The 21,798-nt window shown below is 65.9% G+C and carries 25 protein-coding genes and 1 tRNA gene; 12 read left to right on the plus strand and 14 right to left on the minus strand.

Annotation, left to right across the window (positions count from 1 at the left end; genetic code table 11):
• Nucleotide 1: 1 nt before the first annotated feature.
• Nucleotides 2-409 (plus strand): TfoX/Sxy family protein, encoded by a 408-nt coding sequence (locus H3H37_RS06320; protein ID WP_182160805.1) that lies wholly within the window; start codon nt 2-4, stop codon nt 407-409.
• A 51-nt stretch (nt 410-460) separates the two neighbouring features.
• Here H3H37_RS06320 and H3H37_RS06325 read toward each other — a convergent pair whose 3' ends face one another.
• Genes H3H37_RS06325 through H3H37_RS06335 form a run of 3 tightly spaced genes read right to left on the minus strand, consistent with a single transcriptional unit; the run spans nt 461 to nt 2,608 of the window.
• Nucleotides 461-1,414 carry an NAD(P)H-dependent flavin oxidoreductase gene (locus H3H37_RS06325; RefSeq protein WP_182160806.1) on the minus strand — a complete coding sequence of 318 codons (954 nt, stop codon included), beginning with the start codon at nt 1,412-1,414 and terminating at the stop codon, nt 461-463.
• A 48-nt stretch (nt 1,415-1,462) separates the two neighbouring features.
• Entirely contained in the window at nt 1,463-2,371 is a 909-nt protein-coding gene (locus H3H37_RS06330) for an MBL fold metallo-hydrolase (protein WP_182160807.1), read from the minus strand.
• A gap of 15 nt (nt 2,372-2,386) precedes the next feature.
• A complete protein-coding gene (locus tag H3H37_RS06335; RefSeq protein WP_182160808.1) occupies nt 2,387-2,608 on the minus strand; it encodes a DUF1289 domain-containing protein in 222 nt (73 codons plus the stop codon).
• Between the two features lie 201 nt (nt 2,609-2,809).
• Here H3H37_RS06335 and H3H37_RS06340 point away from each other — a divergent pair, with 201 nt between their 5' ends.
• The 5 genes from H3H37_RS06340 (at nt 2,810) to H3H37_RS06360 (ending at nt 6,744) form a co-directional block, all read left to right on the plus strand.
• The gene (locus H3H37_RS06340; protein WP_182151605.1) at nt 2,810-3,223 is read left to right on the plus strand and encodes a ribbon-helix-helix domain-containing protein; all 414 of its coding nucleotides are present in this window, start codon (nt 2,810-2,812) and stop codon (nt 3,221-3,223) included.
• Between the two features lie 54 nt (nt 3,224-3,277).
• Nucleotides 3,278-4,732 carry an extracellular catalytic domain type 1 short-chain-length polyhydroxyalkanoate depolymerase gene (locus H3H37_RS06345; RefSeq protein ID WP_229218688.1) on the plus strand — a complete coding sequence of 485 codons (1,455 nt, stop codon included), beginning with the start codon at nt 3,278-3,280 and terminating at the stop codon, nt 4,730-4,732.
• 103 nt (nt 4,733-4,835) lie between these two features.
• The gene (locus H3H37_RS06350) at nt 4,836-5,300 is read left to right on the plus strand and encodes a helix-turn-helix domain-containing protein (protein ID WP_182160809.1); all 465 of its coding nucleotides are present in this window, start codon (nt 4,836-4,838) and stop codon (nt 5,298-5,300) included.
• Entirely contained in the window at nt 5,300-5,878 is a 579-nt protein-coding gene (locus tag H3H37_RS06355; protein ID WP_182160810.1) for a PIN domain-containing protein, read from the plus strand. Before H3H37_RS06350 ends, H3H37_RS06355 begins: the two co-directional genes overlap by 1 nt.
• Before the next feature lie 23 nt (nt 5,879-5,901).
• Nucleotides 5,902-6,744, plus strand: a complete 843-nt coding sequence (locus H3H37_RS06360) for an alpha/beta fold hydrolase (protein ID WP_182160811.1) — start codon at nt 5,902-5,904, stop codon at nt 6,742-6,744.
• A 7-nt stretch (nt 6,745-6,751) separates the two neighbouring features.
• On the opposite strand, the gene H3H37_RS06365 is transcribed toward H3H37_RS06360, so the two are convergent.
• The 6 genes from H3H37_RS06365 to H3H37_RS06390 are packed head-to-tail and all read right to left on the minus strand — an operon-like array spanning nt 6,752 to nt 12,404.
• Nucleotides 6,752-7,036 carry an SWEET family sugar transporter gene (locus tag H3H37_RS06365; protein ID WP_182160812.1) on the minus strand — a complete coding sequence of 95 codons (285 nt, stop codon included), beginning with the start codon at nt 7,034-7,036 and terminating at the stop codon, nt 6,752-6,754.
• On the minus strand, nt 7,026-8,186 hold the full coding sequence (locus H3H37_RS06370) for a response regulator (RefSeq protein WP_229218689.1): 1,161 nt from the start codon (nt 8,184-8,186) through the stop codon (nt 7,026-7,028). The genes H3H37_RS06365 and H3H37_RS06370 overlap by 11 nt, the downstream gene beginning before the upstream one ends.
• 22 nt (nt 8,187-8,208) lie before the next feature.
• Nucleotides 8,209-11,268, minus strand: a complete 3,060-nt coding sequence (locus H3H37_RS06375; RefSeq protein ID WP_182160813.1) for a hybrid sensor histidine kinase/response regulator — start codon at nt 11,266-11,268, stop codon at nt 8,209-8,211.
• A gap of 24 nt (nt 11,269-11,292) precedes the next feature.
• A complete protein-coding gene (locus tag H3H37_RS06380; RefSeq protein ID WP_182160814.1) occupies nt 11,293-11,541 on the minus strand; it encodes a cysteine-rich CWC family protein in 249 nt (82 codons plus the stop codon).
• Nucleotides 11,538-11,807, minus strand: coding sequence for a zf-HC2 domain-containing protein (locus H3H37_RS06385; RefSeq protein WP_182160815.1), 270 nt, complete (start codon nt 11,805-11,807; stop codon nt 11,538-11,540). The genes H3H37_RS06380 and H3H37_RS06385 overlap by 4 nt, the downstream gene beginning before the upstream one ends.
• A 21-nt stretch (nt 11,808-11,828) precedes the next feature.
• Nucleotides 11,829-12,404, minus strand: coding sequence for a sigma-70 family RNA polymerase sigma factor (locus H3H37_RS06390; protein ID WP_182160816.1), 576 nt, complete (start codon nt 12,402-12,404; stop codon nt 11,829-11,831).
• A 143-nt stretch (nt 12,405-12,547) separates the two neighbouring features.
• Here H3H37_RS06390 and argB point away from each other — a divergent pair, with 143 nt between their 5' ends.
• Entirely contained in the window at nt 12,548-13,441 is an 894-nt protein-coding gene (gene argB, locus H3H37_RS06395; RefSeq protein ID WP_182151946.1) for an acetylglutamate kinase, read from the plus strand.
• A 53-nt stretch (nt 13,442-13,494) separates the two neighbouring features.
• Nucleotides 13,495-13,569 (plus strand) — tRNA-Thr (locus H3H37_RS06400).
• A 45-nt stretch (nt 13,570-13,614) separates the two neighbouring features.
• Here H3H37_RS06400 and H3H37_RS06405 read toward each other — a convergent pair.
• Nucleotides 13,615-14,556: a TraB/GumN family protein gene (locus H3H37_RS06405; RefSeq protein WP_182160817.1), complete on the minus strand. Its 942-nt coding sequence runs from the start codon at nt 14,554-14,556 to the stop codon at nt 13,615-13,617.
• 32 nt (nt 14,557-14,588) lie between these two features.
• Here H3H37_RS06405 and H3H37_RS06410 point away from each other — a divergent pair, with 32 nt between their 5' ends.
• Genes H3H37_RS06410 through pabB form a run of 3 tightly spaced genes read left to right on the plus strand, consistent with a single transcriptional unit; the run spans nt 14,589 to nt 17,779 of the window.
• Complete coding sequence (locus H3H37_RS06410) at nt 14,589-15,314, plus strand: pyrimidine 5'-nucleotidase (protein ID WP_311197414.1); 726 nt, start codon at nt 14,589-14,591, stop codon at nt 15,312-15,314.
• Between the two features lie 51 nt (nt 15,315-15,365).
• Complete coding sequence (gene slmA / locus H3H37_RS06415; RefSeq protein ID WP_182160818.1) at nt 15,366-15,941, plus strand: nucleoid occlusion factor SlmA; 576 nt, start codon at nt 15,366-15,368, stop codon at nt 15,939-15,941.
• 14 nt (nt 15,942-15,955) lie between these two features.
• Nucleotides 15,956-17,779: an aminodeoxychorismate synthase component I gene (gene pabB, locus H3H37_RS06420; RefSeq protein WP_182160819.1), complete on the plus strand. Its 1,824-nt coding sequence runs from the start codon at nt 15,956-15,958 to the stop codon at nt 17,777-17,779.
• A gap of 79 nt (nt 17,780-17,858) precedes the next feature.
• Here the strand turns inward: pabB and H3H37_RS06425 are convergent, their stop codons facing one another.
• From H3H37_RS06425 to ftrA, 3 genes are all read right to left on the minus strand, one after another.
• Nucleotides 17,859-18,626 (minus strand): class II aldolase/adducin family protein, encoded by a 768-nt coding sequence (locus tag H3H37_RS06425; RefSeq protein ID WP_182160820.1) that lies wholly within the window; start codon nt 18,624-18,626, stop codon nt 17,859-17,861.
• Between the two features lie 69 nt (nt 18,627-18,695).
• Nucleotides 18,696-19,055, minus strand: coding sequence for a DUF1428 domain-containing protein (locus tag H3H37_RS06430; protein ID WP_182160821.1), 360 nt, complete (start codon nt 19,053-19,055; stop codon nt 18,696-18,698).
• Nucleotides 19,056-19,138: 83 nt separating this feature from the next.
• Complete coding sequence (ftrA, locus tag H3H37_RS06435; RefSeq protein ID WP_182160822.1) at nt 19,139-20,095, minus strand: transcriptional regulator FtrA; 957 nt, start codon at nt 20,093-20,095, stop codon at nt 19,139-19,141.
• Nucleotides 20,096-20,191: 96 nt separating this feature from the next.
• Here ftrA and H3H37_RS06440 point away from each other — a divergent pair, with 96 nt between their 5' ends.
• Nucleotides 20,192-20,599 carry a rhodanese-like domain-containing protein gene (locus H3H37_RS06440; RefSeq protein ID WP_182160823.1) on the plus strand — a complete coding sequence of 136 codons (408 nt, stop codon included), beginning with the start codon at nt 20,192-20,194 and terminating at the stop codon, nt 20,597-20,599.
• A gap of 15 nt (nt 20,600-20,614) precedes the next feature.
• Here H3H37_RS06440 and H3H37_RS06445 read toward each other — a convergent pair whose 3' ends face one another.
• Nucleotides 20,615-21,790, minus strand: coding sequence for an esterase/lipase family protein (locus tag H3H37_RS06445; RefSeq protein ID WP_229218690.1), 1,176 nt, complete (start codon nt 21,788-21,790; stop codon nt 20,615-20,617).
• Between the last annotated feature and the right edge of the window lie 8 nt (nt 21,791-21,798).

Below are 21,798 nucleotides of genomic sequence, written 5' to 3' on the forward strand. Positions count from 1 at the left end.
CATGGTATCGCCTGATTTCCTGGACTATCTGACCGACGTACTGGCGCCACTGGGGAGCGTGCGCAGCAAGCGCATGTTCGGTGGCGTGGGGATCTACATCGATGGGCTGTTCTGCGCCATCATCCTCGACGACTGCCTGTACTTCAAGGCCGACGACGACAACGAAGCCCAGTTCAAGGCCGCCCATTGCGTGCAGTTCACCTACCAGAAATTGGGCGAGACAAGCGCGCTGCGTTACTACCGCGTGCCCGACGAGGCGATGGACGACGCCAGCGACATGCTGCGCTGGGCCAGGCTGGGCATGGCCGCCGCGTTGCGCAAACAGGCGCAGCCCCAGGCGAAAAAGAAGAAGCCGGCGAGTGCCGCCGGCAAGCCCCGGCCGGCACGCGCGGGTGGTCTGGCAAAGTAGCGCCAACCGCCTCCAGCCGCCGGCCTGCCAGTGGTCGTTACAGGGCGCCGGTTACAGGCTAAGCCGCGCGCGCGCCGCGTCGTACTCGCGCTTCAGGCGCGCCACCATCTCGGCCGTGGTGGGCACGTCATCCATCAGACCCACGCCCTGACCCGCGCCCCAGATGTCGCGCCACGCCTTGGCAGTGCCGGAGCCGAAGCTCATCGCGCTCTTGTCCGACTGCGGCAACGCCTCCGGGTCCAGCCCTGCGGCGAGGATGGATTTCTTCAGGTAGTTACCATGGACGCCGGTGAACAAATTGGTATAAACGATATCCGCCGCGGACGACTCCACGATCGCATCGCGGTAGCCCTCCGTCACATTGGATTCCTTGGTCGCCAGCCAGCGCGAACCAATGTAGGCGAAATCGGCGCCCATGGCCTGCGCCGCCAGGATCGCGTCGCCGGTGGCGATAGAACCCGACAGCGCGATCGGCCCCGAGAAGAACTTGCGCACCTCCCCGACCAGCGCGAACGGCGACAGCGTGCCCGCATGGCCGCCGGCGCCGCTGGCCACCAGGATCAGGCCATCCACGCCCGCCTCCAGCGCCTTTTGCGCATGGCGGATCGAGATCACGTCGTGCAGCACGATGCCGCCGTAGCTGTGGATGGCGTCCAGCATCTCCTTGGGTGGCGCGCGCAGCGACGAGATGATGATGGGGATCTGGTGTTTGACGCACACCTCCACGTCATGCGCGAGCCGGTCGTTCGAATGGTGGACGATCTGGTTGACGGCGATCGGCCCCACGCGCTGGTCTGGATGCGCGCGCTGGTAGTCGGCCAGCTCGGCCTGCAAATCTGTCAGCCAGGTGTCGAGCAGCTCGGCCGGGCGCGCATTCAGGGCCGGGAACGAGCCGACGATGCCAGCCTTGCACTGTGCCGCCACCAGCGCCGGCCCGCTGGCGATGAACATGGGGGAGGCGATCACGGGGAGGGTGAGGTTTTGCAGCACTGCGGGCAAGGCCATATCGAACTCGCTGATGGAAGTGGATAAAGAAGATGGAAGTGGAGGGAGTCAGTCGTTGAGTAAGTATTCACTCTCAACGTGCGCCGCGCCACCCTTGACCAGTTGGCCCACGGCCCATTGCGCCAGTTCATCCGGCGTCTGGCGCAGGTAGCGCGCGTTGGCGGTCGCAAACACGGGCATGGACAACAGCATCTGCGGCACGTCGGCCAAGGCGATGCGCTGGCGTTCCAGCAGCAGGAACTTGAGCAGCACCTTGATCGCGTTCTGCGCGTTGCGCACCGGATCGGCCTCCAGGTAATCGACGCGCGAACGGGCCCGCGCCAGCGCGCCCTGCACGTCCGTGAACGGCGCGCCGTGGCCAGGAATCACCAGCCGCACGTCCAGGCCTTCGATCAGGTCCAGCGTGGCGCGCTCCTCTGCGAAGCCGGATTCGCCGTCCAGCTCCGGGAAGATGACGCCGAAGCCGTTCTCCCACAGCGCATCGGCAGAGGCCAGCACGCGGTGCTCGGGGCAGTAGAAAATCAGCGAATGGGGATCGTGGCCGGGCGCGCCCAGGGCCCGCCACTCCATGTCGGCCAGCGTCAGCACGTCGCCGCAGGACACGGTGCTGTCGAAGCTGAAGCGCTCGCACTGCTGGCCGGTAGCCTTGAAGCTGAGCGCGTCCACGTCCCAATGCCGCACCTTGTCCGCCTCGGCCGCCGGGATCGCCGTGTCGCAGCCATAGTGGGCTTGCAGGATGGCGTTGCCGCCGCAATGGTCGGAATGCAGGTGGGTGTTGATCAGCCGGTCCAGGTGGCGGCCATGCAGCGCGTGGCGCACCAGCGCCAGCGTTTGCGGCGCGTGGGTCAGGTAGCCGCTGTCGATCAGCGCCGTGTCGTGGCGGCCGATCAGCAGGATGTTGTTGGACGAGAGCCAGCCGCGCTCGAACACCTGGATGGAATCGGGTAATCCCTGCATGCCTGCCACCTTTCCTTAAAAGTCGACCAGCGCCTCGCGCCGCCGGATTTCCGCCCACACGGCGCGCTTGTAGGTATCGTCCGCCTTGGACCAGGCGATGATTTCCTCGATGGTGCGCATGCAGCCGACGCAATAGCCGGTCTCGGGACTCATCTTGCACAGGCTGACGCACGGCGACGGCACCGGTGTGGCCAGCTCGGGCAAAACAGGTTCGGTGGATGGCGTTGCTGGATTCATATTGCGATATCGGTAACGAAGAATGCGCCCATTATGCCGCGCCCCCAGCGGGGCCGCTCGGTCAATTGCTGCTTCACGATAACGCAAAGCGCGCGAACGCGCTTGACCTGCGACGTCATGGGTCTATACTACCATCCATGTAGATGGTGGATGGATGGCTACCAGATGCCACCAGCCCACCCCAGTGCCGGACGGAGACTTATGGCCAAGCAAGAACTGAAGCTCAAGACGAGCGAATCGGAAAAAATCACCATCAATCTGGGACCGATAGACCTGGGACAAATCGATTTGCTGGTGCAGGAAGGGTTTTACTCCAACCGCACCGATTTGATACGCACGGCGATCCGCAACCAGCTTAATGCCCACGCGGACGTGGTCAAGCAGACGGTAGCGCGCAAAAGCCTGGTGCTGGGCATGCAGCACTATTCGCGCGCGGACCTGGAAGCCATCCAGGCGGCCGGCCAGCGCCTGCAGATCCAGGTGCTGGGCATGGCCAGCATCGCCAGCGACGTCTCGGTGGAGCTGGCCCTGGCCACCATCGAATCGATTTTCGTGCTCGGCGCACTGCACGCGAGCACCGTGGTCAAGACCGCCCTGGCCGGGCGAATTCACTAACGCGCCTGTCCACCGGCAGTCCGGGCATGGCGCAGCTTTGTTGAAGGACGGCTTATGAAATTCGATTCCACACTGCTGGCGCAGATGCGCGCCGCCACCCAAAAACTGATCAGCAAGGGACCAGCCGCCGCCACGGCGGCCATCCAGCAGGCGCTGGGCGGGCTGCGCGGCGCACCGCGCGCCACGACGCCGCCGCCCATGCGCGACATCAACACACCACCCGCCAAACCTGCCGATACGCCCGTCGCCCGCCAACATGGCGCGAGCGGCGAGGTGGAGGATGCCATCTGCGTCGACACGCCGGCCGGCCACGCCTCGTCCGGCGCGCTGCACCATGCGAACACTGCGCATGCCACGCACGACGCGAGCGCTGCGGACGCCCGGCAAGGCCAAGCCACCAGCAGGCCCGCACCGCAAGCGCCGCAGGACGAGCCTCCCCCCGCCGGTGCCGCGCCCGATCCGGCCACCCACCCCATCGAATATGCGCAAGACCTGCTCAACCGCATGGGTATCGCGGTCGACATCCACGGCGCGCTGCCGTCCGGCTTGAAGCATTTCGAACTGCCGACATTCGACGTCGCCAACCTCAACCTGCCGCCACTGGACCTGTCCGGCCTGGACCTGCCCGGCTACGACGCACCGCGCCCGGCGCCAGCACCGTTGCCGGAAGGGGCGCAATTCATCACGGGCAGCTACGCCAACCACGCGGGCGAGCGTCAGTACAAGCTGTACATCCCGTCCAGCTACCACGGCCAGCCCATGCCGCTGCTGGTGATGCTGCACGGCTGCACCCAGAATCCGGACGACTTCGCGGCCGGCACCCGCATGAACCAGGTGGCCGAGGAACGCCAGTGCCTGGTGGTCTATCCCGAGCAGACCAAGCAGGCCAACAACGCCAAGTGCTGGAACTGGTTCAACGCCATCGACCAGCAGCGCGGCCAGGGCGAACCGTCGCTGATCGCCGGCATCGCCGAACAGGTCAAGCGCGACTACCGCGTGCTGGACAAGCAAGTGTACGTGGCCGGCCTGTCGGCGGGCGGCGCCATGGCCGTCATCGTCGGCACGCTGTATCCGGACGTGTTCGCGGCCGTGGGCGTGCATTCCGGTTTGCCGTACGCGTCGGCGCAGGATCTGCCGTCGGCGCTGAGCGCCATGAAGCGCGGCGCCGGCACGCACAAGGCGCCCGGCGGCAGCCTGCCCATTATCGTCTTCCACGGCGACCGCGACACCACCGTCCACCCGCGCAACGGCGACGCGGTGACGGCCCAGCGCCTGAACGGCCACGCGGCTGGCAGCGCGCCGTCGGTGCAATCGGGCAGCGTGCCCAACGGCCACCGCTACACTCAGACCACGCACCACGACCACGATGGCAAGCCCGTGGTCGAACACTGGGTAGTGCACGGCGCGGGCCACGCCTGGTCGGGCGGCAGCGCGCAGGGCAGCTACACGGACGGCAAGGGGCCCGATGCGAGCCGGGAGATGATGCGGTTCTTCAGCACGGTGGGTTGAGGGCACGGCGGGCAACCTGACGCCCGCCCTTGATTATTGTAGTTGCGATTAATTCGTTTATTTCGTAGGATACGTTTACAATCGATCACTCAGGAGAGCTCCCATGCCAGCCGTCCTTGACCGCCTGGAAAACAAGGAAGAAATTGAGCTTGCCAAGGCCGCCCAACGTTGCATCGTCGCCGCGCTCGACCATTCTCGCGCGGTCAATATTGCCATTGTTGAAGACGGCATCGAGAAAATTGAAGAGTCGCCATTGCTCAAGTTGCCGCCCAAAATACTGCGCTTGTTCGCTGATATGCTCGGCTCGCTAGCGCAAGGAAAGGCCGTCACCGTCATTCCAAGGGAAATGGATATCACTACGCAAGAGGCAGCCACGTACCTGAACGTGTCGCGCCCCTACCTGGTGCGCCTGCTCGAAGAAGGCAAGATACCTTTTCACAAGGTTGGCACCCACCGACGCATCCATTTCGAAGACGTGGTGAAATACAAGGAAGACCGCCGCAAAGTCTCCCAGTCGGCAGTCCAACAGCTAGTCGACCAAGCGCAGGAGCTTGGCATGGGCTATTGATGGCAGGATATTTTCGCTATACAGCCGTACTGGACGCATGTGTTCTGTACCCGGCGCCCTTACGCGACCTGCTGATTAGCCTGGCCGAGGAAGGGCTCTTTCGCGCCAGGTGGACCAAGCGCATTCAAGACGAATGGATCAGAAACCTGATCGCCAAGCGCAAAGACATTGCACCCGAAGCAGTCGCCAAAACAGCGGCGTTGATGGCCGACGCGATCGAAGACGCCATCATCGAAAACGCCGACCATCTGATTGACTCCCTGGTATTACCGGACCCCGATGACCGGCACGTATTGGCCGCCGCTATTGTTGGCCATGCCGACGCCATCATCACATTCAATCTCAAAGACTTTCCTGAATCAAGCATCGTTGTACACGGCATTGAAGTCCTGCATCCGGATGACTTCCTGGTTGCACAATATGACCTCGATTCAATCAAATTTCTGAGCGTCGTAAAAGGGTTACGCGCGCGGTTACGCAATCCCAAGAAGTCGCCGGAAGAACTGATCGCTACGTTCGAACAGCAAGGTATCCCGCAGACCTGCAAACTGCTTCGCGAAGCTATTGAACTCATTTGAACGGCCCAAATAAGCAACTCGACATGCTCGATAAATCCAACGCAATGCGCACCGCCATTCCTACCCCATCCGACCACTGGATCGTCACGCCGCGGGGACGCCTGTTCGCCCGCCGCTGGCAGCCTTCGGCGTCTGCCGATGGCCATGCGCCTATCGTCTTGTTGCATGATTCGCTGGGCAGCATCCAGCTGTGGCGCTCCTTTCCCGCCGCGCTGGCGGCCGGTACGGGCAGATCAGTCATCGCCTACGACAGGCTAGGTTTCGGCCAGTCCGATCCGCGCACCGGCGATATCGGCACCGGGTTTATTGACGAGGAGGCGGCGGCATTCTTCCCGCTCGTGCTGCGCCATTTCGGCCTTGAACACTTCATCGCCATGGGCCACAGCGTGGGTGGCGGCATGGCCGTCCATTGCGCGGCGCGCCATGCGGACGCTTGCCAGGCCCTGATCACCGAGTCGGCACAGGCGTTCGTGGAAGAGCGCACGCGGACTGGCATCCTCGAAGCCAAGGCGTCGTTCCAGCAGGAGCAATCGTTCGCGCGGCTGCGCCAGTACCATGGCGACAAAGCCCGCTGGGTGCTCGATGCGTGGACGGAAACCTGGCTGTCGCCAACGTTCGCAGCCTGGTCGCTCAACAACGTGCTGCCGCTGGTGCGCTGCCCAACGCTGGTGCTGCACGGTGGCGACGATGAATACGGCTCCAGCCAGCAGCCTGAACGCATCGCCGGCCTGGCGGGCGGCCCCGCCCAACTGACGATCATGCCGGGCGTGCGCCACGTGCCGCACCGCGAGCGCGAAGGCGCCGTGGTGGACCGCATCGCCACCTTCCTGGCGAGCGCCGTGCCGCCACTGCGCACACCAACGTAAATGCAGGCTAAACGCTGCGGTCCTCGGGCGCCAGCCGCTCGAAGTGCCACTTCATCCCCAGCACGCTGAGCGCTAGCAGCAAGGTGATGGTGTTGGCGATGATGATGGGCCACGCCGTGATCGCCACGCCGTAGCACAGCCACAGGAACACGCCGAAGCTGAAGATCGAATACATGCCGGTGGAGATGCCGGCGGCAGCGCGTTCGCGCCACACCAGCCAGACCTGCGGAATAAAGGAACAGGTGGTGCAGCTGGCCGCCGCAAAACCCAGCATGTCTACGTCAATTTGCATCCGCTACTTTCGTGAATAATTCCAGCGTTTCGCGCTTGCGGGCCATGTCCTGGTCGGAATCGGCATACCGTTTCGCAATCGCGATGAATTCCTCCTGCAAGGCCAGGAAGGCGTCCACCATGTCCGGATCGAAGTGCACGCCGCGCCCGGCCGTGATGATGGCCACGGCCTCCTCGTGCGACATGCCTTCCTTGTATACGCGCCGGCTGATCAGGGCGTCGTACACGTCGGCCACCGCCATCAGCCGCGCCGAGATGGGGATGGCGTCGCCAGCCAGCCCTTGGGGATAACCGCTGCCGTCCCACTTCTCCTGGTGGCCATAGGCGATCTCCTTGGCGTACTTGAGGAAATCGACCTCGATGCCCAGCTCGCGTTCGGCCGTCATGATGGCGTCGCGCCCCAGCGTGGTGTGGGTTTTCATGATCTCCATCTCGTACGGCTCGAAGCGGCCCGGCTTGAGCAGGATGCGGTCGGGGATGCCGACCTTGCCGATGTCGTGCAGCGGGGCGGATTTGAACAGCAGTTCGATGGTCTCGTCGGTCAGGAAGGCGGCAAAGCGCGGATGGGTGCGCAGCTTTTCGGCCAGCGTCTTCACGTAGTGCGCGGTGCGGCGAATATGGTTGCCCGTCTCGCTGTCGCGCGTTTCGGCCAGCGAAGCCATGGTGTGGATGGTCACGTCCTGCAGCGCCACGATCTCGCGCGTGCGCAGCTCCACCTCCGTCACCAGGAACTGGTTCTGGTCGCGCAGGAAGTCGTGCACGCGCTTCATCGACAACTGGGTCTTGATCCGCGCCAGCACGATGGGCGCCGACACGGGCTTGGTGATGTAGTCCACCGCCCCCAGGCTCAGGCCCAGCTGCTCGTCGGCCACCTCGCTCATGGCGGTGACGAAGATGACGGGAATGTCGCGCGTGGCCGGATCGGCCTTGAGCGCCTTGCACACGTCGTAGCCGCTCATCCCCGGCATCATGATATCGAGCAGGATCAGGTCCGGCTTGGATTCGCCCCGGGCGATCTTGAGCGCGCGCTCGCCGTTGACGGCGATCTTGGTGCGGTAATCATGTTCCAGCACGGCGCACAGCAGGTCGATGTTGTCCGGAGTGTCGTCCACCACCAGGATGGTCGGCTTGGCTTGCAATGGGGTCATCATCTTCCTCGGCTAATACCGTATTTTATAGCGATATTTGCAAGGCCGTCGCCGCGCTACGCAATTCGTCCAGCGCGCCCTCGAAGTCGTACTGCGCCAGCATGCGGCGCAGCTGGCGCGATGGCTCGCCCTGCCCGGCCGCCGCCAGCATCGGGCACACGCGATCGAGCAGCTTGACGGCCGCCGCGTCGTCCTGCGCCAGCAGGCGCGCCATCTCGCGTACCTCGCCGGCCAGTGCCGCCGGATCGACGGGCGCCGGGGCCGAGGCCGCAAGCGCCCCCTGCGCCGCCGCGGGCGAGGCGGCTGCCGTCGCGCGCAAGGCCATCGACACCCGCGTCACCATCTCGCCCAGTTCCTGCCCCATGACGGCGATGGCGTCGTCGCGCCCTTCAGTGGCACCCTGGGCCAGCATCTGTTCGACCCTGGCCGCCGCATCGGCCAGCGCCACAGCGCCGATATTGCCCGCCAGCCCCTTGACCGTGTGCGCCTCGCGCGTGGCCGCCGCCAGGTCGTTGTTGTCCATCGCGTCGGCGATGCGCTGCATGGCGTCGATCTGGGTTTCGACGAAGCGTCCCAGCAGCTTGCGCATCAGGGCCGCGTTGCCGCCCACGCGCTGCAACGCCGCGTCCATTTTCAATCCGGCGATGGCGGGCAGCGGCTGCGCCGGCGCCTCAGGCGACGCTTGCTGACCAGCCGTTTCCGGCGCCGGCGCGCGCGGCTTGATCCAGCGCGCCAGCGTTGTGAACAACTGCGCCACGTCGATCGGCTTGGCGATGAAATCGTTCATGCCGGCCGCCAGGCATTTCTCCTTGTCGCCCACCATGGCGTTGGCCGTCATGGCGATCACGGGCAGCTCCGCGTGGCGCAGCTCCTCGCGCAGCTTGCGGGTGGCGTCGTAACCGTCCATCACCGGCATCTGGCAGTCCATCAGCACACCGTCGTAGTCGTTGACGGCGATCCGGGCCAGCGCCATGGCACCGTTGCTGGCGATATCGACGCGCACCCCGGCGTCGCACAGGATCTGCTGCGCCACTTCCTGGTTCACTTCGTTGTCCTCCACCAGCAGCAGGTAGGCGCCGCGCACGGCCTGCTCGGCCTGGCGGTAGCTTTCATCGCGGCGCGCCTTGCGGCAGCGGCGCAAGTCCTGGCCGAACACGGTGGAAATCGAATCGAGCAGGGTCGAGGCGCTCACCGGCTTGCTCAGCGTGGCCTCCACGGCCAGCCCGTGCAACTCGTCGAGCAGCGCGTCGCGACTGTAGGCGCTCACCATCACCATGGCCGGCGGCGCCACGCCCGCCGCCTCGGCCTCGGCGCGGATCGCCTTGACGGCGGCGATGCCATTCATGCCCGGCATCTGCCAGTCCATCAGCACCACGCGGAACGGGCGTCCCTGCTCGCGCGCCTGCGCCACCGCCTGCACCGCGTGCACGCCGCTGTCGGCCGACGCCGCGTCGAACTTCATGGAGCCCAGCATGCCGAGGAAGATCTCGCGCGCGCTGGCGTTGTCGTCCACCACCAGCACCCGCAGGCCGCTGATGTCGGGTAGCGGTTGCGGCTCGTCCTGCTGGCCCACGCCGAAGCGGGCCGTGAAATGGAAATTGCTGCCGACGCCGGGTTGGCTGTCCAGGCCGATCTGGCCATCCATCATCTCCACCAGCCGCTTGCTGATGGTCAGGCCCAGGCCCGTGCCGCCGTGGTGGCGCGTGGTGGAGGTGTCGGCCTGGGTGAAGGCCTGGAACAGGCGCGCCTGCTGCTCGGGCGACAGGCCCGGCCCCGTGTCGCGCACATCCACCCGCAGTGTGACCTGTTCCGCATCGCGCGCCAGCACGCGGATGGTGACCACGATCTCGCCCCGCTCGGTGAACTTGATGGCGTTGTTGGTCAGGTTGATCAGCACTTGCCCGAAGCGCAGCGGATCGCCCACCAGCGCGTGCGGCACGTCCGGCGCCACGTCGAACAGCAGCTCCAGGCCTTTTTCCTGCGCCCGCATCATGGACAGGTCGGCGATGTTGCCCATCACGTCTTCGAGGAAGAAGTCGACCCGCTCGAACGACAGCTTGCCGGCCTCGATCTTGGAGAAGTCGAGAATGTCGTTGATGATGCCCAGCAGGTTGCGCGCGGCCGATTCCACCTTTTCCAGGTAGTTGCGCTGCTTGGGCGTGAGGTCCGTTTGCAGCGCCAGGTGGGTCATGCCGATGATGCCGTTCATCGGCGTGCGGATCTCGTGCGACATATTGGCCAGGAAGTCGGACTTCATCTTGGTCGCGTCCTCGGCCGCCGTCACGGCGCGCCGCAGCTCCTGCTCGGCCGCCAGGCTGGCCGTCATGTTCTTGAGCGCCTGCAGCAGCTCGCCCGTTTCGTCGCGCGAGGTGACCTCGATCACGGAACTGAGGTCGCCCTGGCCGACGCGGGTGGCGATGGCGATGGCCGCATCCAGCGGCCGGGTAATGGAGCGGGCCGAGATGGCGAAGCCCACGCCCACGGCCAGCGCCGCCACGCCCATCAGCGACATGATCAGCAGCGAACGGTTGATGTCGGCCCGCGCGCGGTCGGCGCTGGCCATGACCTGGCGCTGCTGTATCCCGTCCAGCGTCTTGATCTCTGCCAGCAGGTGGTTCAGGGCCGGCAGCGCCATGGTGTTCATCCTGGCCTCGGCCGCGTCGCGCTCCTCGGCCTCCACCAGGTCGGCCACGGCGATGAAGGAATCGTAGTAGCGGGCGCGCGCCAGCTTGACCAGCTCGATTTGCAGCCGCGCCTCCGGCGTGGCATCCAGCGCGGCCAGCTTGTCCAGTTGGGCGTCGATCTCGTGCTTGATCTGGTCGATGCGCGCATAGCTGTCCACCCGCTGGCGCTTGTCCTTCTGGATGATGAGCGTGACCACGCGGGTGGCCGCCTCGCGCGACTGGGTGTCGATGATGTTGATGGCGGAAGCGGCGGCCCAGTCCTGGCTCAGGATATGGTCAGCCTCGGCGCGGATGGCATAGATGCGGCCCACGCCGACCATGATCACGCCCATCATCAGCACGATCAGGATCGCGTAACCGATGCCGACCCGCGCCCGGATACGGATGTCGCTGAAACGCATACTGCTTTCCTTCGCTGCGGTGGATTATTCTGGGTTTGCCGGAGCGGCGCCGGTGGCCGCGCTGGTGGTGGCGATATGGCGCTTCAGGCAATCGGGGCACCAGCACGACGGGTCCTCCGCCGGCGCCGGCATGGAAGCTGACGCCGGTGCGCCGGACGACAATGGCGGCACCGGCATCACCAGCGGCAGGCTGGCACACCAGCAGGGTTCGCTGCCATCGCCGTCGGCCATGGCGCAGATGAAGGTGGCGCCGCAGCGCGCGCAGACGCTCATGGGCGGCCGTCCTTATCGTTGGGGTTGGTGGGGTTGCTGGGATTGGCCGGGCCGGGCGGCGCGTCCATGTCCAGCGGGAAGCCGCGCATGGCCTGGCGCAGCAGCGCCATCTGGCCGTTGAAGCGGGTGCAGGCGTCGCACACCATCAGGTGCAGCCGCATACGGGTGCGTTCGACCAGCGACAAATCGCGGTCCATCCCTTCCGACACCAGCCGGTGCACTTCGCGGCAGGTGGGCTTGAGGCGGGTCTTGTGTGTATCCGTCATCGCTGGCAGTCCAAGGCACGGTCAGGTGGTCTGGCGGTTGCCAAACCAGTTCAAATCCAGGCATTCACGCAGGCGTATGCGGGCCCGGTACAGCAGTACCCATGCATTAGACGTGGTGATCGCCAGTTCCTTACAAATTTCGTCCGTTTCCAGCTCCAGCCACTCGCGCATCATGAAAATGCGGGCCGTCTTGGCGGGCAGCTTCTCCAGGCACACCTCCAGCACCTTGAAAAAGTCCTTCTGCTCCAGCGTGCGGTCCGGATCGCCCCAGGCCAGCGGCTGCTCGCGGGTGTGGCCGTCGGCTAGGAACAGGGCGTCGATGGCGTCGTCCTCGGACTGGTCCTCGCAACTGTCGATCTGGCGCTCGCGCGTGCTGGCGCGCAGGTTGTCGATGATCTTGAACTTGAGGATGCCCGTCACATAGGTGCGCAGCGAGGACTGGCCGGCAAAACGCTCGGGTTTTTCCAGCACCGCGATCAGCGCGTCCTGCACGGCATCCTCGGCCAGCGCCTGGTTGCGCAGCTGCAGATGGGCGAAACGCACCAGCAAGGGCCGCATGGCTTCCAGTTCGCGGTGGAGGGTGGGGTTGGAGGTCATAAGGGCCCAGACTAGCGGATGATCTCTGAAAATACAACACGTTGGCCCTATAATGCGTACTTGACCGCAGCTGCAGGCTGTAAAATCGCAAAAATCTTAATTCCGGACCCGCCATGACCCACCTGACCAACCTGAACCTAGGCATGAATGACGACCTGACTGCGGTGGCGCCGCAGATCAAGGCCCAAATTCTGGCCGAGGCGCTGCCGTACATCCGCAATTTCCACGGCAAGACCATCGTCATCAAATACGGCGGCAACGCGATGACGGACGAACGCCTGAAGCACGGCTTCGCGCGCGACGTCATCCTGCTCAAGCTGGTGGGCATGAATCCGGTGGTGGTGCACGGCGGCGGTCCCCAGATCGACAACGCCCTGAAGAAGATCGGCAAGCAGGGCACCTTCGTGCAGGGTATGCGCATCACCGACGAGGAAACCATGGAAGTGGTGGAGTGGGTGCTGGGCGGCGAGGTGCAACAGGACATCGTGATGTTGATTAATCACTACGGCGGCCAAGCCGTGGGCCTGACCGGCAAGGACGGCGGCTTGATCCGCGCCCGCAAGATGGCCATGCCGGACAAGGACAATCCGGGCCAGTTCCTCGACATCGGCTTCGTGGGCGAGATCGACGCCATCAACCCGGCCGTGGTCAAGGCGCTGCAGGACGACGCCTTCATCCCCATCATTTCGCCGATCGGCTTCGGCCAGGATGGCCAGGCTTACAACATCAACGCGGACGTGGTGGCCGGCAAGATCGCCGAGATCCTCAAGGCCGAAAAGCTGATCATGATGACCAACATCGCCGGCGTGCAGGACAAGCAGGGCAACCTGGTGACCGACCTGTCGGCCCGCGAGATCGACGAGATGTTCGCCGACGGCACCATCTCGGGCGGCATGCTGCCTAAAATTTCATCGGCGCTGGACGCGGCCAAGTCCGGCGTGAACACGGTGCACATCATCGATGGGCGCATTGAACACTCATTATTGCTCGAAGTCTTGACCGAACAGGCTTTTGGCACTATGATCCGTTCGCACTGAAAAAACGGCGACGCCTTGCGCACCGTTTTGGCAGCGCGTCGCCACAGTAAAATGCCCTTGTAGCTCAGTGGTAGAGCACTCCCTTGGTAAGGGAGAGGCCACGTGTTCAATCCACGTCAAGGGCACCATCCGCAGCACCTCCGGCAGCACCCTCCCCCTCAGTCAGGCTATCCTCAGTAAATCCGCTCCACCGCCAGCCCGCGTTTGCGCAGCAGTTCCGGCACGCTGTTCGTTCCCACCAGATGCAACACCCCGATCGCCGCCAGGCTGTCCGTCTCGCGCGCCAGCAGCGCCGCGATGCCGTCGGCCAGCGCCGGATTGCGCGCATCCAGCAGCATGCGCTGCACGAAGCGGCCGGAGAAAGTATCGTCGTCGGCCGCCTTGCGCGCCAGCGCGTCGAGCGCCGCCGCGTCAGCGTTGCGCCACGCGTCGGCGATCTCGCGCGCCTGGCTGGCCTGCTGATGGTCGTCGATGGCGTCTATGCCCTCCTGCAGGAAGCGCGACTGCTCGTCGGCCGTCATGCGGTCGAACAGCGCCATCTGGCTCTCGGGCGATTCCAGCTCCAGCACCGGCAATTTGCGCTGGTGCGCCTGGCGCGCCAGCCATGCGTCCACCGCCAACGCCGTGTCGTAGCCCTGGGCCGAGAATTCGCTCACCGTCAGCACGCTGGCCAACAGCCAGGGCTTCATGCCGGCCACCGTGTCGGCATCGAGCGCGTACTGGCGCAACAGCCGCTCCAGGCGCGGCCGGTATGGCGCGGGCAAGGCCCCCTGCGCGCTGCCGGCGCCGCGCGCGTACATGCCGTACTGCTGCACCGCCTGCGCCATGCGGCCCGGGTCGGCCAGCGGATCGATTTCCAGCGCCAGCACGGAGGCGCGTTCCAGCGCCCCCAGCACCCGCTCCTCCAGCGGATAAAAATCGGGCGCGCCGACATGGATGGTGCCGAACAAATACAGCGTGTGGCCGTTCTGCGCCACCTTGAACAGCGCGCCCCGGTTGGGCGCGGTCTGCCGGGCGCTCTGCTGGACGGGCTGCTGCACTGCCTCCTGCGCCCGCAGCGCCGGGACGGCGAACCAGAACAAACTGCAGAACAACACTATAATCTGGCGTCGCATGCTTTCCTTTGCTGCTATTGATCGAGACGTCCGTGAATATTAACCGCAACCCGCCCGTGTGGCTGTTCGATCTGGACAATACGCTGCACAACGCCTCGCACGCCATCTTCCCGGCCATCATGGCCAACATGAACGACTACATCGCCCGCGTGCTCGGTGACGGCACCACCCCGGCCAGCCAGGATGCCGTCAACGCGGCCCGCACCCTGTACTGGCGGCGCTACGGCGCCACCATGCTGGGACTGGTCAAGCACCATGGCGTGCGGGCCGAGCACTTCCTGGCCGAGACCCACCGCATGCCGGAACTGGCGGCCATGATCCGGGCCGAACGCGGCCTGCGCCACCTGCTGCGCCGCCTGCCCGGTCGCAAGATCCTGCTGACCAACGCGCCGCACGGCTATTCGGCCCAGGTGCTGCGCCATCTGGGCCTGCACCGCCAGTTCGACCATCACGTGGCAGTGGAGGCGATGCGCGTGCACGGCCACTTGCGGCCCAAGCCATCCAAGCTGCTGCTGCGCCGGCTGATGCGGCGCCACGGCCTCACGCCCAGCCGCTGCGTGCTGGTGGAGGACACGCTGGCCAACCTGCGCAGCGCCCGCGCGCTGGGCATGCGCACGGCGTGGATCACGCAATACCTGCGCGTGGGCGACGCGGTGGGCCTGGCCCATCCGACGAAAACGCTAAATCGCCCCGGCTATGTCGATGTCAAAGTAAAATCTGTCAGGCATTTGCCCGCGCGCCTGCACCGGCTGCGCTGACGCGGGCGCGCGCCGCATTGACGTTTTGTTCATCCTTCCTATCGAGATCACATGGCAAGCACACCGCCGGGCCAGCGCCGGATGCAAATTCTCCAGGCCCTGGCCGAGATGCTGGAACAACCCAAGGGCGACAAGATCACCACCGCCGCGCTGGCGCGCAAGCTGGCATTTTCCGAGGCAGCCCTGTACCGCCACTTCGCCAGCAAGGCCCAGATGTTCGAAGGGCTGATCGAGTTCATCGAAACGTCCGTGTTCAGCCTGATCAACCAGATCACGGAACGCCAGGACGATGGCCTGGCGCAGGCGCGCGACATGGTCGCCATGCTGCTGCAATTCGCCGCCAGCAATCCCGGCATGACGCGGGTGCTGATCGGCGACGCGCTGGTCAACGAGGATGAACGCCTGCAGCAGCGCATGAACCAGTTCTACGACCGCGTGGAACTGGCCCTGAAACAGGCGCTGCGCGTGGCCGCCGCCGAAGGCCAGGCGCCCGAGGCCGAAGCGACGGCGCGCGCGAGCATGCTGGCCAGCTTCGTGCTGGGCCGCTGGCACCGCTACGCCAAGAGCGGCTTCAAACAACATCCGGCACAGGACGCGGCGCTGCAAATCGCCCTGCTGCTGGCGTAACACGAATCAACGCAATGAACCCTGAAGTATTCGCCCTGCTGGACGACGCCAGCCCCGATGGCACAGCCCAGTCTCGCTCGCGCCTGTACACGGGCCACAGCGCCACGCTGCGCTGCCGCGACATCGCGCAATGGCCGGCGCTGCTGGAACAGATGCAGGCGGCGCTGGCACGCGGCCAGCACGCCGTCGCCCTGTGCACCTATGAACTGGGCGAGCACCTGCAAGGACTGGCCGTGCCCGGCGACGCGGACACGCCGCTGGCCCAGGTGCTGCTGTTCGACCAGTGCCAGCTGCTGTCGGCGCCCGAGGTGGGCGAATGGCTGGCTGCCCGCTCCTTCCCCATCGACCGCCCGGCCGGCATCGCCGCCGTGCGCGCCAACGTAGATGAAGCGGCCTTCACGGCCGCGCTGGACCGCATCCACGCTTATATCGAGGCCGGCGACACCTACCAGGTCAACTACACGTTCCGGCTGCGCTTCGACGCGTTCGGCAGCCTGCCCGCCCTGTACGCGCGGCTGCGCGCGCGCCAGCCCGTGCCCTACGGCGCGCTGGTGGCGCTCGATGACGGCACGGCAGTGCTGTCGCTGTCGCCGGAACTGTTCGTGCGCCATGCGGACGGCCTGCTGACGGCGCGCCCGATGAAAGGCACGGCGCCCGCCGCGCCGGCGGCCCAACAGGAAGAAAACGTGCGGCGTGCCGCCGCACTGGCGGCCGATCCCAAGAACCAGGCCGAGAACCTGATGATCGTCGACCTGCTGCGCAACGACATCGGCCGCGTGGCGCAGACCGGCACGGTGGAAGTGCCGGCCCTGTTCGACGTGCGCCGTTACAGCGGCGTGCTGCAAATGACCTCCACCGTGCAGGCCCGCCTGCGCGACGACGCCACGCTGGCCGACATTTTCGACGCGCTCTACCCGTGCGGCTCCATCACGGGCGCGCCCAAGCGCCGCACCATGGAAATCATCCGCGAACTGGAGCCGGACCGGCGCGGCCTGTACACGGGCGCCATCGGCTGGTTCGAACCGACGCAGGGACGGCCGGTGGGCGACTTCTGCCTGTCCGTGCCGATCCGCACCCTGGCCCTGCAGCCCGAGGCGGACGGCGTGCGGCGCGGCGAAATGGGCGTGGGCGCCGGCATCGTCTTCGACAGCGACGCCCAAGCGGAATACGCCGAATGCGCACTCAAGGCCCGCTTCCTGACGGGGCTGGACAACGACTTCGACCTGTTCGAAACCCTGTACGCCACCCGCGAGGACGGCATGCGCCACCGCGACCGCCACCTGGCGCGGCTGGCCGCATCGGCCACCTACTTCGGCTATCCCTGGGACGCGGCCGCCGCCAACGCTTACCTGGACATGGCCCGCGCCGCCCTGCCGGCGGGCCAGCCATGCCGCGTGCGGCTGGCGCTGGCGCCGTCGGGCGCGTTCTCGATCCAGCACGCGCCGCTGGTGCCGCTGGCCGAGCCAGTGCGGGTGCTGCTGGCGCCCGATGCCACCAGCGCCAGCGACCTGTTCCTGCGCCACAAGAGCAGCGTGCGCACCCGCTACGACGCGGCCTGGCGCGAAGCGGAAGCGCAGGGCGCGTTCGACACCCTGTTCTTCAACGAACGCGGTGAACTGACGGAGGGCGGACGCAGCTGCGTGTTCGTCAAGCTCGATGGCCGGTGGTTCACGCCTCCCCTGTCGAGCGGCGTACTGCCCGGCGTGATGCGCGCTGTGATGCTGGAAGACCCGGCCTGGCAGGCGCAGGAACGCGTGATCACCCGCGCCATGTTCGAGCAGGCGCAAGAGATCGTGCTGTGCAACGCCCTGCGCGGCCCCATCCGCGCCGTGCGCTAATACCCAAAACCGGGGTCAGGTCATTCCATCGAGCAAAATGCTCGATGGAATGACCTGACCCCGGTTTTTCTTGCGGAAATCAGTCGGCGTAGCCGGGGTTGGCGCGGTCCAGCCGCCGCAACAGGCCGGGCCAGGCCAGCTGGCCGGGACGCACGCCGCGCGTGGCCACCTGCATCTGCTCGCGCACACCGTCCAACACCGCCTGCGGGATATGCACCAGCGGCCCGCCGCCCGCCTGCGCGCGCAGCTGGATCATGCAGGCGCTTTCGAAGAAGTACATGGCCACGAACGCGTCGGCCGGCGTGGCGCCCACCGTCAGCAAGCCGTGGTTGCGCAGCATCAGGTAGGTATGCTTGCCGAGGTCGCGCACCAGGCGCGGCTTCTCGTCCGGATTGAGGGCAATGCCTTCGTAGTCGTGATAGCCGAGCGACGACAGCACGCCCATCGATACCTGCGAAATCGGCAGCAGCCCGCCCTGCTGGGCCGACACGGCCACGCCGTTCACGGAATGCGTGTGCATCACGCAGTGCGCGTTCTCGCGCGCCGCATGCACGGCGCTGTGGATGACGAAGCCGGCCGGGTTGATCTCGTACGGCGAGTCGCTCACCTTGTTGCCCTCGCCGTCGATCTTGACCAGCGACGAGGCCGTGATCTCGTCGAACATCATGCCGTAGGGGTTGATCAGGAAATGGTGCTCCGGCCCCGGCACCCGGGCCGAGATGTGGGTGAACACCAGGTCGTCCCAGCCAAACAAGGCCGTCAGGCGGTAAGCGGCCGCCAGGTCGACCCGGATCCGCCATTCCTCCGCTGATACCGTGTCGCGCAAACTACTGCCGGCAATGCTCATGTCGTCCTCCGCAAGGTGATGTGGTCGCTGAGCCGCCAGCATACGCGCATCGCCCCGCGTTGGACAGCCTCACAGATCCACCAGCATCTCAAAGCCGCCGAAGAACATGCGCTTGGCGTCGAATGGGCAGTTCTTGGGATCCATGTACTCCTTCATGCGCGGATCGTTCATGACCTTGTCGTTGACCGCGTCGCGGTGCGCGCGCGACTCGTAGATGATCCACGAGAACACCACCACCTCGCCCTCCTCCAGCAGCACGCTTTGGGGAAACGACGTCAGCTTGCCGGGCTTGACGTCATCGCCCACGCATTCACGAAATTCCAGCGCGCCATATTCCTTCCAGATGGCGCCACAGGCTAGCGACATTTTTTCGTACGCATCCAGCTTGTTCCTGGGCACCGGCACTACAAATCCATCCACATAAGCCATGATCGCCTCCGTCGCCGTTGATCCAACCAGCGTAGGCAACGATGGTCAAAATAACAAGCGCGAGGTTTCAATCGTGCGCGCCCTCACACGGTGTTGGCGAACTGGCGGCGATAGGCGCCCGGCGTGGTGGCGGCCAGCCGGCGGAAATGGTGGCGCAGCGATTCCTCGGAACCGAAGCCGGCCCGCTCGGCCACCAGCGCCAGCGGGATCCCGGGCGCTTCCAGCAAGTCCTTGGCGATGGCCAGCCTTTCGTGGATCAGCCATTCGACCGGCCCCAGTCCCGTCGCTTCCTGGAACTGGCGCTGCAGCGTGCGCGGGCTCATGGCCGCCTGTTCGGCCATGCTCTTGATCGTGTGCGGCTGGGCCGGATGGGCGCGCAGCCAGTCCATCAGGCGCGACAGGCGGCCACGCTCGTCGTGCGCCATGGGGCGCGGCAGGAACTGGGCCTGTCCCCCTTCGCGGTGCGGCGCCACCACCAGCCGCTGCGCCACCAGGTTGCCGATCCGCGCGCCATAATCGCGGCGCACCACGTGCAGCAGCATGTCGAGCCCGGCGGCGGAACCGGCCGCCGTGATGACCTGGCCATTGTCCACGTACAGCTGGTCCGGTTCGACGGCGATGCGCGGATAGCGCTGCGCCAGCTTGTCGGCATAGCGCCAGTGGGTGGTGGCGCGCTGGCCGTCCAGCACGCCGGCGGCGGCCAGCACGAACACGCCCGAGCAGATCGAGCACAGGCGCGCGCCGCGCTGGTGGGCGGCCCGGATCATGGCCAGCAGCGGTTCCGGCGGCGTTTCATCGGCGTCGCGCCAGCCGGGGATGACGATGGTGTCGGCCTGTTCCAGCAGTTCGGGCGCATACGGCGCCTGCACGGTGATGCCGCCGGCGGCGCGGATCGGCCCGGCTTCCACGGCGCACACGGCGAACGCGTACCAGTCCACCTCCAGCTCGGGACGGTCGAGCGCGAACAGTTCGACCGTGCAGCCGAATTCGAAGGTGCAAAGCCGGTCATAAGCGAGGGCGACGACGAGATGTTTGCGCATGGCGTGATCTTAACGCATATTGTCGTTTGCGCCACTGCCTGCGCTGAGGCGCGGCGCCGATAATGGCCTCACTGTCCACCCAACAAGGAGTCCAGCATGTCCCACGTGAGCGCGATCGCCGCCGCCCCTTCCGCCGCCGCCCTGGCCCATTTTGAAGCCCAGTTCGGTTTCGAGACCGATTGCTGGGACGTGCACCACGCCATCAGCAACGGCCAGCAGGATTTCGTGCTACTGGACGTGCGCGGCACGGAAAAATACGCGGCCGGCCATGTGCCCGGCGCGCTCGACCTGGCGCACGGCAAGATCATCGGTTCAAAGATGGCGCCCTACCCGGCCGACACGCTGTTTGTCGTCTACTGTGCCGGCCCGCACTGCAACGGCGCCGCGCGCGCGGCCGTGCGGCTGGCGCGGCTGGGCCGGCCCGTCAAGCTGATGACGGGCGGCATCACGGGTTGGCTCGATGAAGGTTTTACGCTGGAACGCCCGGCAGCGGCCTCCGCCTAAAGACGGTCACAGCCATCAAAGCCATTCGAGCATCAGGCGCGCCACCTCGGGCGAATTGAGCAAGTCCATGTGATTGCTGCGGTACACCTTGGCCTGGTGTGCCGGCGCGAAGTCGAGCTGGCGCTTCTTGTGCGAATGCTGGCCCAACGCGCTGGCCACCGGCACCAGGCCATCGCCGGCCAGCCGCGCACCCTCCTCGGCGGACGGCTTGCTGATGGTGGCTGCCACCGCGTAGCACGCCACATTGGCCGGCAGCGGCACCGTTTGCGGCAAGGCGCTGCCGTGTTCAAAGCGGTCCCGGCCGTTCCAGTCCTCGTCCAACAGGCTGCCATGGCGCAAGTCCGTGATGCCGGCGCTGCGGATCTTGCCCAGCCGCGAGAACGGCGCCGTGTAGCTGCTCATGCCCGTGATCACATGGAACCAGTTGCCGCCACGCTCCAGCGGCGCGCCGTGGTGGGGCGAACCGAGACAGACCAGCTTGCTCAAGCGCTTGAGCCACTTCTGCCCGTCCGCTGCGCCATAGTGGCAGGCGCTGCGCGCCACCAACCCACCCATGCTGTGGCCGACGATCACCAGTTCCTTGACGGGCACGGGCCATTGCGCCAGCAGATCTTCCAGCTGGTCCGCGAATTCGCGTCCATTCTCGGAGATATGGCGCCCGCTGTTATAGCGCAGATAGACGGGCGTGTACCCGCGTTCGCGCTGCAATGCTTCGCCATGGTCGAAACCGGCGCGCCGCCATTGCAGGTCGTTCATGCACAAGCCGTGCACCAGCACCAGCACGCGGCCCGTGACGGCACCCGCCTGCGGCACGAAGGGCACGCCATCGCGCCGGAACTGCATGTGGATCTGCAATGGATTGTCGGTCTCGGCCAGGTAATCGCCGAGCACACCGTTGACGGCGGCCAGCAGCGGCTCGCGCCCGCCCCAGCTGCTGCCCTCACCCAGCAGCGGCTCCAGGCGGCCCAGCACGCCATCCATGCCGCCGCCCACCAGCCGCGTCACGCCGCGTACGCCACTGTAGACGAGCGAGGTGGCGCGCGCCAGCGGCCGGGCGACGGCGCCCGGCGCCTGCCCGATCAGTTTCAAATGCACTTCCTCAGCCAGGTCGGCCACGCCCATCACGGCGCTGACCGTCAATCTGGACAAGCCGAGCAGATCGGCCGCATGGGAGACCTTATTTGACATCATCGGGCGGC

It is taken from the genome of Rugamonas brunnea (genome assembly GCF_014042345.1).
Classification (GTDB): domain Bacteria; phylum Pseudomonadota; class Gammaproteobacteria; order Burkholderiales; family Burkholderiaceae_D; genus Rugamonas; species Rugamonas brunnea.